Origin of the sequence: Saccharothrix sp. CB00851, assembly GCF_001905065.1 — a bacterium.
Taxonomy (GTDB): Bacteria; Actinomycetota; Actinomycetes; order Mycobacteriales; family Pseudonocardiaceae; genus Actinosynnema.
The window spans coordinates 82,238-95,264 of sequence record NZ_LWLC01000033.1 but is presented as its reverse complement, the minus strand read 5'-3'; the positions used below and the strand labels follow the sequence as shown (position 1 = coordinate 95,264).

General features: G+C 72.0%; 10 protein-coding genes. 7 read left to right on the top strand and 3 right to left on the bottom strand.

All coding sequences use genetic code 11. The annotated features are described in order from the left end of the window. Window positions 1–190 precede the first annotated feature (190 nt). Entirely contained in the window at window positions 191–1,411 is a 1,221-nt protein-coding gene (locus tag A6A25_RS28770; protein WP_073895480.1) for an MFS transporter, read from the bottom strand. 86 nt (window positions 1,412–1,497) lie between these two features. Here A6A25_RS28770 and A6A25_RS28765 point away from each other — a divergent pair, with 86 nt between their 5' ends. The 3 genes from A6A25_RS28765 (at window position 1,498) to A6A25_RS46455 (ending at window position 6,074) form a co-directional block, all read left to right on the top strand. Beyond that, on the top strand, window positions 1,498–2,307 hold the full coding sequence (locus tag A6A25_RS28765; RefSeq protein ID WP_073895478.1) for a WecB/TagA/CpsF family glycosyltransferase: 810 nt from the start codon (window positions 1,498–1,500) through the stop codon (window positions 2,305–2,307). 2 nt (window positions 2,308–2,309) lie between these two features. Beyond that, window positions 2,310–4,352 (top strand): glycosyltransferase, encoded by a 2,043-nt coding sequence (locus A6A25_RS28760; protein ID WP_073895476.1) that lies wholly within the window; start codon window positions 2,310–2,312, stop codon window positions 4,350–4,352. 195 nt (window positions 4,353–4,547) lie between these two features. Continuing rightward, complete coding sequence (locus A6A25_RS46455) at window positions 4,548–6,074, top strand: serine/threonine-protein kinase (protein ID WP_083668766.1); 1,527 nt, start codon at window positions 4,548–4,550, stop codon at window positions 6,072–6,074. Between the two features lie 101 nt (window positions 6,075–6,175). On the opposite strand, the gene A6A25_RS28750 is transcribed toward A6A25_RS46455, so the two are convergent. After that, entirely contained in the window at window positions 6,176–6,961 is a 786-nt protein-coding gene (locus tag A6A25_RS28750) for an enoyl-CoA hydratase/isomerase family protein (RefSeq protein WP_073895472.1), read from the bottom strand. A gap of 76 nt (window positions 6,962–7,037) precedes the next feature. On the opposite strand from A6A25_RS28750, the gene A6A25_RS28745 reads away from it, so the two are divergent. Then, entirely contained in the window at window positions 7,038–7,505 is a 468-nt protein-coding gene (locus tag A6A25_RS28745; RefSeq protein ID WP_073895469.1) for a GNAT family N-acetyltransferase, read from the top strand. A gap of 98 nt (window positions 7,506–7,603) precedes the next feature. Further along, window positions 7,604–8,152, top strand: a complete 549-nt coding sequence (locus A6A25_RS28740; protein ID WP_073895467.1) for a LuxR C-terminal-related transcriptional regulator — start codon at window positions 7,604–7,606, stop codon at window positions 8,150–8,152. 77 nt (window positions 8,153–8,229) lie between these two features. Here A6A25_RS28740 and A6A25_RS28735 read toward each other — a convergent pair whose 3' ends face one another. Beyond that, a complete protein-coding gene (locus A6A25_RS28735) occupies window positions 8,230–11,040 on the bottom strand; it encodes an ATP-binding protein (RefSeq protein WP_073895465.1) in 2,811 nt (936 codons plus the stop codon). Window positions 11,041–11,286: 246 nt separating this feature from the next. Between A6A25_RS28735 and A6A25_RS28730 the strand changes: the two genes are divergently transcribed. Together A6A25_RS28730 and A6A25_RS28725 are read left to right on the top strand one after the other, a co-directional pair. Next, entirely contained in the window at window positions 11,287–12,510 is a 1,224-nt protein-coding gene (locus tag A6A25_RS28730) for an ABC transporter substrate-binding protein (RefSeq protein ID WP_083668762.1), read from the top strand. Between the two features lie 33 nt (window positions 12,511–12,543). Further along, window positions 12,544–12,984, top strand: a complete 441-nt coding sequence (locus A6A25_RS28725) for an SRPBCC family protein (RefSeq protein ID WP_073895463.1) — start codon at window positions 12,544–12,546, stop codon at window positions 12,982–12,984. Window positions 12,985–13,027 lie beyond the last annotated feature (43 nt).

The window sequence follows — 13,027 nt, the reverse complement described above, 5'->3', positions numbered from 1 at the left end:
ACCAGTACAAAAAAGCCCACAAGGCCAAGGCGACAGGTTAAAGATCAAGCTTACGGGCACTCCAGGCAGGCCAAAGCCGGGCAGGCCTGGCGGATAAAGCGCCCGCCAAGCCTGCCCGGCTTCGACCAGCCTAAAGCACCCGAACCCCATGTAAAATCGGGCCTCTGCGGTTGGGCTGCGGGTCCGTTGTTCAGCTGTTGGGACTGGTGATGTGGTTGAGTCGCCAGGCGACGGCGACCGCTATGACGAGCGAGCCGATGGCGGCGTAGACGGCGGTTCCGAATGCGGCGAACTGGAGTAGCAGGCCGAACGCCACCGACGAGATGAGGCGGGCGATTGCCTGTCCCGTCTGGACCACGGCCAAGCCGGACGCCCGCAATGACTCCGGCACCAGTGTGCTCACCCGTGCCGAAAGCACGCCATCCGTTGCGGCATAGAACAAGCCGTGCATGATCAGTGCTGCGGCGACCCCGACGTATCCAGTCCCCCCGACGAGAAGCAGCACGTACACGGCCAACAGCAACACATGCCCACCGAGGAACACCGGCCACCGACCAACCCGGTCCGCCAGCCGCCCCACCGGCGCCGCAGCGGCCAGGAACACCAAAGCCGTCCCCAACGGCAGCAACGGCAACAGGTGCAGCGGCGCGTTCGTCGCCTTCTGCACCAGGATGAACACGAACGCGTCCGACAACGTCGCCAACCCCAGCACCGCCGCCCCGACCGCCAACCTCCGGTACCCGACCTCCCGCAGCAACCCCACCCCGGCCCGCACCGACGGGCGCGGCCCGGTCACGACCGACCGGCGGTCCTCCCGCACGAACGCCACCAGCACGATCAGCCCCACCACCGCGAAGCACGCGCTCACCACGAAAACCGGTCCTGCTACCGTCCCGACCCAGTACATCAGCAGGAACGTCACCAAGGGCCCGAGCAGCGCACCTACCGTGTCCATGCTCCGGTGCAGCCCGAACGCCGCGCCCAACCGCTCCGGCGGCGTCGCCAACGAGATCAACGCGTCACGAGGCGCCGTCCGCAACCCCTTGCCCGCACGGTCCGCCGCCATCGCCGCCCCGATCCCGAACGCCGACGCGCCGACCACCGGGAAGATGAGCTTCGTCACCGCCGACAGCCCGTAACCGACCGCCGCGACCGCCTTGTGCCGGTGCGTCCGGTCCGACAGGTGACCGCCGACCAACCTCAACACCGCCGTCGCACCCGTGTACAGCCCGTCCAGCAGCCCGAACTGCGCGTAGCCCATGTTGAGCGTGAACAGCAGGTAGACCGGCATGAACGCGGTGACCATCTCGGCCGACACGTCGGTCAGCAGGCTCACCGCGCCCAGTGCGACCACCGTGCCGGGAACCTCGCCCTTGACCCGTCCCCGTGGCCGGACGGACGCAACGTACATGCACCCGATATCGGTCACCGCACGTGACCGTTACCGCCGTCCGGGCCTGTCGTAACGGGGACCACCCCGAAGCCGATGACGCGGGTATGCCGGACATTGCGCAGCCCCGCGTCCGCGTGGGCGCCGTCGACGTGTGGTCCGTCCACGAGTCCGGTGTCGCCGATCACGTCGCCGAAGCCTGGCGACGGGCCGAGGGCGGCGCGATCGTCACGGCCAACGTGGACATCGTGCGCGCCGCCACCCGCCGCCCCGAGCTGGCCGCGCTGATCGCCGAGTCCGAACTCGTCGTCGCCGACGGCATGCCGGTGGTGTGGGCGGGCAGGCTCGCGGGCGTTCCGCTGCCCGAACGCGTCACCGGCTCGTCGCTGGTGTTCACCCTCGCCGAGGCCGCCGCGCGCGAGGACCGCTCGATCTACCTGCTCGGCGGCGAGCCGGGCGTGCCGGAGAAGGCCGCCGACGTGTTGCGCGCCCGTTACCCCGGCCTGCGCGTCGCGGGCACGGACTCGCCGCCGTTCGGGTTCGACGCCTCCGCCGACGCCACCGCCGAGACCGTGGCCAAGGTGGTTCAGGCCAAGCCGGACCTGGTCCTGGTCGGTCTCGGCTTCCCCAAGCAGGAACGCCTGATCCGGCTCCTGCGCGCTCAGCTGCCCCAAGCGTGGTTCCTCGGTTGCGGCGCGGGCATCCCGATGGCCGCGGGCGAGTTCCGCCGCGCCTCCGGCGTGGTGCAGAAGCTGGGCGCCGAGTGGCTGCACCGCCTCGCGCTCGAACCGCGCCGCCTGGCCAGGCGCTACCTGCGCGACGACCTGCCGTTCGCGTTCCTCCTGCTCGGGGGCGCGCTGCGCACCCGGTTCCGCCGTTCGACCGCCGACGGCGTCGGCACCCAGACCGGGGAGTAGAAGTGCCGCTTGCCGTCGTCGTCGTGACCTACCACAGCGCCGAGGTCGTCGAGGAGTGCCTGACCTCCGTCACCGCGGCCCTGCGGTCCATTCCGGACAGCCGGATCATCGTGGTGGACAACGCTTCCGCCGACACCACGCTGGACATCGTCGCCCGCGTCGCACCTCACGCCCAGATCGTCGCCCGCACGTCCAACGACGGCTTCGCCGCAGGTGTGAACGCCGGGTTCGCCGCCGCGCCGGACTGCGACGTGCTGGTGCTCAACCCGGACGTCCGGCTCCACCGCGACGCCGTCACGCTGCTGCGCGCCGCCCTCGCCATGCCCGGCACCGGCATCGCCGTGCCACGCCTGGCCGGTCTCGACGGCGCGCCCCAGCTCTCCCTGCGTCGCGCGCCGAACCCGTTGCGCGCCTTGGGTGAAGCGATCCTCGGCGGCACCCGCGCCGGACGTTCCGAGTCGCTCGGCGAACTGGTCGTCGACCCCCTCCGCTACGAAACGGCCGGCACCGCCGACTGGGCGACCGGCGCGGCGTGGCTGATCTCGCGCGAGGCGCGTGCGGCGACCGGTGTGCTGGAGGAGCGGTACTTCCTGTACTCGGAGGAGACCGAGTACATGCTGCGCGCGGGCAAGCGCGGTTACGCGGTCCGCTACGAACCGCGGGCACGCGCCGTGCACATCGGCGGCGAGCAGTCGACGTCCCCCGTCCTGTGGTCGATGGCCACCACCAACCGCGTCCGCATGGTCCGCGAACGCCACGGCCGCTTGGCCGCGTTCGCGATGTGGTGGGCCGTGCTGCTGAACGAACTCTTTCGCGCCCCTCGCGGCACCAAGCACCGCAAGGCCGTCGCCGACCTGCTCCGCTGGCGCCGCTGGCCCTCCCGCCCCGACCGAGACCCCGGACCGGGCTGGATCTGCTTCTCCGCTCAAGACTGGTGGTACCACAACCGGGCGCACTCGGACTTCCAGCTGATGCGGTCGATGTCCGCGCACCGCCGGGTGCTGGTGGTCAACAGCATCGGCATGCGGATGCCGACCCGCGGCAACAGCACGCACGTGTCCCGGCGCATCCTGCGCAAGCTGCGCAGCGTGGCCAAGTTCGTGCGCCGCCCGATGCCCGACTTCTACGTGATGTCACCCCTGCCGCTGCCGTTCTACGGCTCGCCGCTCCTGCGCAAGGTCAACGCCGTCCTGGTCCGCCTCCAAGTCCGCGTGGTCGCCCTCGCGCTGGGCCTGCGCACCCCGGTGATCATGGTCACGATCCCCACCGCGTGGGACGTGGTCGCCCCGATGCGCCGGCACCGCCTGGTGTTCAACCGCTCGGACCGGCACTCCGACTTCCCCGAGGCCGACCGGGCGTCCATCGAGGCCCTGGAGAACGAGCTCCTGGCCAACGCCGACCACGTCGTCTACGTCAGCCACGCGCTGATGGACGAGGAACGGCCGCGCACCGGCCACCGCGCCCACTTCCTCGACCACGGCGTCGACATCCACCACTTCACCGCGCGCCCGGAGCACGAGTGGCCGGACGACGTGCGCGCCGTCCCCGGCCCGCGCATCGGCTTCTTCGGCGCCCTGGACGACTTCGTGGTCGACTTCGACCTGCTGGAACGCGTCGCCGCCGAGCTGCCGCACGCCTCCCTGGTGCTGATCGGTGACGCCACCCACCCGATGGAGCGCTTCGACAAGTACCCCAACGTCCACTGGCTGGGTTTCCGCCCCTACAGCACCATCCCGGCCTACGGTTCGGCGTTCGACGTGGCGATCATGCCGTGGCAGGACAACGACTGGATCAAGCGGTCCAACCCGATCAAGCTGAAGGAGTACCTGGCGCTGGGCCTCCCGGTCGTCAGCACCGACTTCGCCGAGCTGGCCGGCTACACCGACCGCGTCCGCGCCGCCCGCACCCACGCCGACTTCGTCGAGGCCCTCCGCACCACCCTGGCCACCGGCCCCCAACTCCCTCCGCACGCCCTCCGCGCCTCCGTGGAACCCCACTCCTGGCAAGCCCGCACCGAAACCCTCCTCTCCCTCACCACCTCTTGACCCCCGCGTGTCCTACGTTCAGAACGACCGTGTCCTACGTTCAGGACCCCCGAGTTGAACACTCAGAACACCCCAGACGGGTCCTGAGGCACCCTCGACTCCGTGACCTCACCGGAGGTTGCGCGGCTGTGGGCTGCGCCGCGAACCTCGCCATCCGGCCCGAGCGGGGCGGCCGGCGCATCTAGGGTGGGTGTCGTGCAGCCACTGCCCCCGAACGCCCCGTCGCGGATCGGCGACTACACGCTGCTCGCCGCACTCGGCCGCGGCGCGATGGGGTCGGTCTACCTGGCGCGGTCGCGCGGCGGGCGGCCGATCGCGGTCAAGGTCGCGCGCGCCGAGCTGGCCGACAACCCGGAGTTCCGCGAGCGCTTCCGCCGCGAGGTCGAGATGGCCCGCGCGGTCGGCGGCTTCTGGACCGCCACCGTCGTGGACGCCGACCCCGACGCCGAACGGCCGTGGATGGCCACCGAGTACATCCCGGGCCCGAGCCTCCAACAGGCCGTCCAGGACCACGGCCCCCTGCCCGAACGCGCCGTGCGCCGCCTCGCCGGTGGCCTGGCCGAGGCGCTGGTCGCGATCCACGGCGCGGGCCTGGTGCACCGTGACCTCAAGCCGTCCAACGTGCTGCTGGCCGACGACGGCCCCCGCGTGATCGACTTCGGCATCGCCCGCGCCCTGGAGCACTCCGCGCTCACCGAAGCGGGCATCGTGTTCGGCACCCCCGGCTACCTGTCACCCGAGCAGGTGGTCGGTGGCAAGATCACCACCCAGAGCGACGTGTTCGCGCTCGGCTCGGTGCTCGTCTACGCCGCGACCGGCGGCGGCCCGTTCGGCGAGGGTGCCACGTCCGCGCTGGTCTACCGGGTGGTCCACCAGGAGCCGGACCTGTCCCGGGTGCCACCGGGCCTGGTTCCGCTGATCGTGCCGTGCCTGGTCCGCGAACCGGCGAACCGGCCCACGCCCGCGCGCCTGCTGGAGGCGATCGGCCCGCCGTCCGCCGAACCGTCGTGGCTGCCCGACCGGGTCCGCACCATGGTCGAGCAGCGGCACACCGAGCTGAGCAAGCTGCCCGCCAAGCCGCCGACGCGGGTGCTGGTGGAAGACCCACCGCCCAAATCACCGACGCTCGTCGCACCGGCCCAGACGCACACCCCAGCCCCCGTGCCGACCCGCACCCCCGCCCGGACCGACCCCGAACGCAAGGAGGTCCGCCCCACCGGCGTCCGGTTCAAGACCTCCCGCGCCGTGGGCCTGAGCTGGGCCGGGGCGCACCTGCTGGCCTCCCTCGTGTCGGCCTCCGTCCTCGACCCCGTCGCCGGTGCGCCCGGTGCCGTGCGGCTGGCCGCGGGCATCGCGTTCCTGGCGTTCGCGGTCGCCGCGATCCGACTGCTGATCGGCGCCGCACGCGCACCGCTCACCCTGGACGTCGGCCCCGACGGCATCACGCTCTCCAACGGCACGCACACCCGCCGCCTGCCCTGGTACGCGATCTCCCGCGTCAAGGTCGAGGCACACCACGCCCGCCCGTGGCTCGTGGTCTGGCTGGTCTCCGCCGCCAAGACCCCGGACACCCTGGGCCGCGGCAGCTTCACCCGGCACAAGGGCGGCCTGCGCGTCTACCCGATCTCGCACGAGCGCTACCGCAAGCGCCGCGACCGGGACGTGGTCGAGCTGCGCTCCGCCCTCGCCTGGTACGGCTCCGCCGCCTACGACCCCCGGTGAGGTGCGCGCCGCGGACGAGCCTGGAGAGCGGCCGGTGGATCGCGGCCACGCCCACCGACCGGGTCACCGGCCGCCGAACGGTCAGCGACCGCTGAACGGCCTCAGCGACCGCTGAACGTCGCCTTGCCCGGACCGTCGGCCAGGAACGACCGCACCGCACCACGCAGGTCCTCGCTGTCGAACAGCTCCGCCGCGATCGCCGTGACGTGCTCGTCCGCCTCGGCCACGCCGCCGCTCTCGAAGTGCGCCAGCACCCGCTTGGTCGCCGCGTGCGCCAACGTCGGCCCGGTCGCCAGCGCCAGCGTGAACTCCAGCGCCGCGTCGTCGAACCCCTCGTCCGGCAGCACCCGGTTGACCACGCCCCACCGCTCCAGCGTGGCCGCGTCGTAGCGCTCGCCGGTCATCACGAGTTCCTTGGCCCGTCCCAGGCCCGCCCTCGCGGCCAGCCGCTGCGTGCCGCCCATGGTCGGGGTCAGCCCGACGACCTTCTCCACCAGCCCGAACGTCGCCCGCCGCGCGGCCAGCACGATGTCGCACGCCACCGCGACCTCGAACGCCCACGTCAGGCACAGCCCGTGCGCGGCGAACACGGTGGGGAACGGCAGCGCGGCCACCCGTTCCGGCAGCTCCAGCATGGTGTCGAGCAGCGACTTGGCCCGCGCCGACGTCTCCTGCTCGGCGAACAGCCGCACGTCCACGCCACCGCTGACGACCTTGCCCTCGAAGCGGACGAGCAGTGCCCGCGCGGGCCGCTCCTCCAGGTCCTCGACCGCCGCCTCCAGCAGGTCCTGCAACTCGGCGGTGTAGAGGTTCAGCGGGGGAGCGTCCACGGTGAGCACGGCGAGCCCGACGGCGTCCCGCTCCAGCCGGACCTGTTGCGCTGCCACGGGCGTGGACTCTACACGCGTCCGGAGCGCCGAAAACCACGTGTCCGAATGGCCCAGCGCGAGTGAAAATCTGCCAATGAGTTCCTGGACCGTTCAGCCCGAGCCGGTTGACAGCCCGACCGCCGTCGCCGTGATCCGCACCTACTTGACCGACATCATCGCCCGCTACTACGGCCGCCCGGCCACGCCGGCGGAGGTCGACCAGGCGATCGCGGACGACCCGACCGACGACTTGGCGCGGTTCTTCGTCGGTCGCCGGGACGACGTGGTGCGAGGGTGTGTCGGGTTCCGCATGGTCGACCGCGAAACTGCGGAGATGAAGCGGATGTTCGTCGATCCGGCGGCGCGCGGCACCGGCGGGGGAGCGGCGTTGCTGGCCGCGGTCGAAGAGGGTGCCGTCTCATTTGGCGCCACGGCCACTCGCCTCGACACCCGTACTGACCTGGTCGAAGCGCGGGCGTTGTACGCGCGGCACGGCTACCGTGAGGTGCCCGCGTTCAACGACGACCGCTATGCGGAGCACTGGTTCGAAAAGCGGCTATAGGGGCCATTGGGTTCCCATATCACTGTTGTGATGTGTCTCACTTGACACTGAATAAACGCCCCAGTTGAGTATGTGGCGAAAGTCGGCCGCGGAATGAAATGGGGATCAGTCCAGTGGCTTTCGCCGTTGAGTTGACATTTCGTGATGCGCGCCAGGTGCGGAGATCCATTCATCTCGCACACCGGGAATATTGGCGTCCGTTGGCCGAGCAGGGAGTGCTCGTCGGAACCGGCCCCTGGGCCGATGGTTCCGGCGTGCTGCTCATCGTGCAGGTGCCGGACGACGCCGCGGCCCGGGACCTGGTGCGTGGTGACCCGTACGTGCGATCGCAGTCGATCGCGGAGGTGCGCTTACGCCAGTGGCACGTGCTGCTGGGTGTGCCGGAAGGTGAGCGCGTGCCGGGCATCGTCCGGCCGCGCGACGGGCAGAGCGCCGAGGCGCGCTCGCGCGAGCCGTTGACGCCGCACGAGCACCGGATCGCGCTGATGATGTTGGAGGGGATGACGAACCGGCAGATCGCCGAGCACTTCTCGGTGTCGACCCGGGCCGTCGAACTCCACATCACCCGCATCTACCGCAAGCTCGACATCGGCAGGCGGGCCCAGCTCGCCGCGGCGATGCCGTGGGGCCAGCGCTCGTACCTCTAGACGCACGTACCGGTCATGAGCAGTGCCGCGAGGGCCGACGGGGGCAAACCCGCCGGTCCTCGCGGCTTCCGCACCGCTCACGCCAGCAGGTCCACCCGCGACGCCGCACCGAGCTTGCGCAGCACCCGCGCCACGTGCTGCTCCACCGTGCGCGGCGACAGGAACAGCACCTCGGCGATCTCCCGGTTCGTCCGGCCCCGCGCCAACAACCGGGCCACGTCCCGCTCCCGCGGCGACAACGCGTTGCCGTACCCGCGCCGACCGCGCCGTGACGGCGTCGCCACGCCCGCACCGCGCACCAGGTGCCGGCACCGTGCCGCGTCACGGCTCGCGCCCAGCGCGTCGAACCTCGCGGCCACCTCGCCCAGCGCGGACACCGCCGCGTCGTCCCCGCGCTCCAACGCCACCCGCGCGATCCGCTCCGACAACGTCGCCGAGTAGTACCGCAGCCCCAGCTCGTCGGCCGCACGTCGGGCGTCCTCCAGCAGGAACGCGGCGTCGTCCCGCTCCGCCGCCAACGCCCGGCACACCTTCAGCGCCACGTGCGCCAACGGCGCGTCCCGGCCTGCCAGCCCCGCCTCGAACTCCTCCACCAGCGTGGCCGCGTCCTCGACCCGCCCGGCCGCGCGGAACGCCTCCACCGCGGCGGGCGCCAGCTCGCCCAGCCACGCCCACACGCCCTTGCGCCGCGCCAGGTCCAGTCCCCGGTCCGCCTCGGCGCACGCCCGTGCCGGGTCACCGCGTTCCGACCACAGCCTGGTCAACGCCGCGAACCCGCCCAGCGCGACCGGCGTGATCGAGTTCTCCACCGACCGCACGCCGCAGTCGGCCAGGTGCCGCTCGGCCGCGTCCCAGTCGCCCCGTGCCACCGCCAGGCACCCCAGCACCAGGTTGATCTCCCCGGCGACCGGCAGCATCTCCCGGTACTCCTCCAGCAGCCGCGCGGCCCGGTCGGCGAGCGTGCCCCAGTCGCCGCGGTACCAGTCCAGGTGCAGGCGGGTGGACTGGCCGGTGCCCTCGGTGAACGGCACGCCCGCGCCGACGGTGAGCCGCAGCCCCCGGTCGAGGAAGTCGCGGGCCAGGTCGAAGTGGCCGACCAGGGCGAACGCGTCGGCCAGGTTGCAGTGCGCCCGCGCGAGGTGCCGGCGGACACCCACGTCGGCCGCCGTGCCGGGCAACCGGTCCAGTTCCGCCATCACGGTGTGGTCGCCGATGCTCATCCGCGAGCCGAGCTGGTTGGCCAGCAGCGCGAACCGCACCTCGTCGTCCGCGCAGGTCGCGATGAACGCCTCCACCTCGTGCAGCCACCGCAGGTGCTCGGCCAGCGGCGTGGCGCCGACGAACGGCTGGGCGAGCACGGCCCGTGCCCGCATTGCCAGGTCCGGGCGCGCGGCCAGCTCCTCGATGGCGTGCTCGAAGACGACCCGGCTGTGCCGCGGGCCGTCGAACTGGCGGATCAGCAGGAAGCCGAGGTTCAGCCGCACCTGGCCGCGCGCGGCGGTGGACAGCCGGTGGTCGTCCAGCAGCCGTTCCAGCGTGGCGCGGGGGTCGTGCTGGTCGAGCCCGCCGCGGGCGACCTGGCCGAGCTTGACGGCGAGCCGGTCCACGTCGGCGGGCGTGAGCGACGCCTCGTCCAGCAACCGCTGGTAGAGGTGGGTGGCGGTGGACGGGTCGCCGACCTCCAACGCCCGGTCGGCGGCGGCTTCACCGTGCCGCAGCCAGTCGTCCCGCAGCCCGGCGCGACGGCTGTGCTCGGCCAACTGCATGAACGGGCGTGGCGTGGCGTGGTCGAGGGCACGCAGCGCGCGCAGGTGCAGGCGTTGCCGTTCGGGGCCGGTGAGCGTGTCGTAGACGGCTTGCTGGGCGAGGGCGTGGCGGAAGCCGTAGTGGACGTCGGCCGTCTCGTGCAGCACACCGCTGTGCAGCGCGTGGGTGAGCGCGACGCGGGCCCGGTCGGGTGCGACGGCGCCGACCTCGGCGAGGAGCTCTTCGGTGGCGGGCACGCCGAGCACGGCGGCGGCCTCGGCGATGCGCCTGCCCGTGGCGGGCAGCCCGGCCAGGCGTTCGCCCATCGCGTCCCGCAGCAGCGCGGGCACCTCGACCGCGTCCAGCAGCCGCCAGTCCGGGTCGCGCAGGGCCCGCAGCACCTCTTCGACCACGAACGGGATGCCGGCCGTGCGCTCGTGCAGCCGGGCGGCGAACTCGGCGGGGACGGCATCCACGTCGAGGATCGCGGCGGTGAGGTCGTGCACCTGGTCGACGTCCAGCGGAGCCAGTTCCACCAGCACGGACGCCACCCCGGCGGGCGGGCGGTAGGCACGGCCCAGCGGCATGCCGCCCGGTGCGTCCTCACGGCGGTAGGTGACCAGCGTGGTCAGGTTCGGCGGCGGGTCGGCCATCAGGAAGCGCAGCAGGTGGCGGCACCCGTCGTCGGCCCAGTGCAGGTCCTCGACCACCAGCAGGACCGGGCCGAGCGCGGACAGCAGCTCGCGCACCGCGCGGAACAGGTGGTGCCGCTCGTGCCGGGGGTCGTCGGGGCGTTCGGGCGGGTCGGGCAGGTGCCCGGCGAGTTCCGGCAGCAGCGGTCTCAGCACGCCCGCGACCGGGCTCAGTGACACCCGACCCAGGTAACCGCCCACGGTGCGCAACGCGTCGAGCACCGCGCCGTACGGGAACGGCTCGCGCAGCGGCTGGCAGAACCCGGTGAGCACGCGCAGCGGCCTCAGCTCGGGCCGGCCGAGCAGCTCGCGCACCAGCCGGCTCTTGCCGACCCCGGCCTCGCCGGCCACCAGCACCACGGACGGCTGGGACGCCACGGCGCCGGTCAGCGCGGCCAGCTCGTCGCCCCGGCCCACCAGGACCGGCGAGCTGGTTCGCGGTGGCGTCATGGGCACTCCGGGCACGGGCGAGGAGGTCGACCGGACCCCTGTATTAGAACCCGAATCGTTCGGCCGGAGCACCCCCTCGACCTGCGGTGACGATATAGGGCTGATCGGGTGGCAATCAGGGGCGAACGGGTACGGAACCGAGGCATAAAAGTTCACCGACCGTGCGGTATGTCACATGATTAGGCGATTCGGGTGACTTTTGTCAATACTCCTTACCCGTCGGTAACGTGAGTGGTGGGAGTCCCGTTGGTACGCAACCTCGTCATCGGATCCACCGTGCTCGCCGTGCTGCTCGCCGGGTGCGGCGCGGAGGAAGAGGCGCCGATCAAGACCGGCCCGGGCGTCACCGACGACACCATCTCGCTGGGCGTGCTCACCGACATGACGGGACCGTTCTCGGCCACGTCGCTCATCCGGATCAAGGGCTACGAGCTGTTCCTGAGCCAGCTGAACGAACGCGGCGGCATCTGCGGTCGCAAGGTCGAGCTCAAGCAGGCCGACCACGGCTACGACGTCGACCGGGCGTTGACCGCGTACTTCGACCTGGAGCCGCAGGTGCTCGGGTTCATGGACATCACCGGCGCGCCGATGACCGACGCCATCGAGCCAGACCTGATGCAGACCCGCGCCATCGCCGCGCCCGCCTCGTGGTCGGCGACCCTGCTGGGCAACCCGCACATGATGGTCGTCGGCACGACGTACGACCTCGACCTGATCAACGGGCTGGACCACTTCAAGCGCAGCGGACTGATCGGTGACGGTGACGCGGTCGGGCACGTCTACGTCGACAGCGACTACGGGCGCAACGCCCTCGAAGGCAGCACGTTCGTCGCCGAGCGGTGGGGCCTGAAGCTGGTCACCAAGCCCGTCCAGGAGACCTCGGACGTGGCGCCGCAGGTGGCGGAGCTGCGTGCGGCAGGGGTGAAGGCGGTCGTGCTGAGCACGTCGCCGCAGCAGACGGCGACCGCCGCGGTGACCGCCGAGCGGCTGGGCTGGGAGGCGCCGTTCCTGGTCAGCGTGCCCGGCTACGACCCGCAGATCCTCGACTCGCCCGCGGCCGCCGCGGCGGTGAAGCGGGTGCAGGTGGTGTCGCCGATCTCGCCGTTCGCCACGGACCTGCCCGGGCCCCGCGCGGTGGCGGAGGCGTTCAAGCGCGAGTTCCCGGAGCTGGACCCGAACGCGTCGGTGGACCACGGCTACGTGGTCGCGACGGCGTTCGCGGCGATCCTGGAGAAGGCTTGCGCCGCCCGCGACCTGACCCGGGACGGTGTGCTGCGGGCGTTCCAGGACACCAACAAGGTCGAGACGCACGGCCTGACCGGCGACCTGCGGTTCTCGCTGGTGGGCCGGCCGTCCTCGACGAAGTCGTACCTGTCGCGGCTGGACCCGGCGACACCCGGCGGGCTGGCCGTGGTCGCCAGCCTGTTCGAGTCCGAGCTGGTCAAGCTCAAGGGCACCCGCGCCAAGTAGTTTCCGCCGGTTCACGCGGGGAATCCGAGGCGCATGATCGAGGTGCGCTTGGTGGTGCCGGCGTCGGTGGAGCAGGTGTTCGCGGTGCTGGCCGACGGCTGGTCCTACGCGGGCTGGGTCGTGGGTGCCGCGCACATCCGGGAGGTCGACGCCGGGTGGCCGGGTACCGGTACGCGGATCCACCACAGCGTCGGCGCGTGGCCGGTCGCCGTGCAGGATGTGACCACGGTGCTGGACGTCGACCCACCCCGGATGCTCGAACTGGAGGCCCGCCTGTGGCCGCTGGGCGCCGCACGCATCCGCTTCACCCTCGCCCCCGCCTCCGAGGGCTGCGAGGTCACCATGGCGGAGGAGGCGATCAAGGGCCCCCTCTCCCTGCTCCCCACCCCGGCCCAGTCCCTCTTCCTGATCCCCCGCAACCGCGAAACCCTGGCCCGCCTCGCCGACCGATCCACCCGCAAACACACCCCCTGACCCCGCGCGTGTCCTACGTTCCGAACGCGCGTGTCCTACCTCC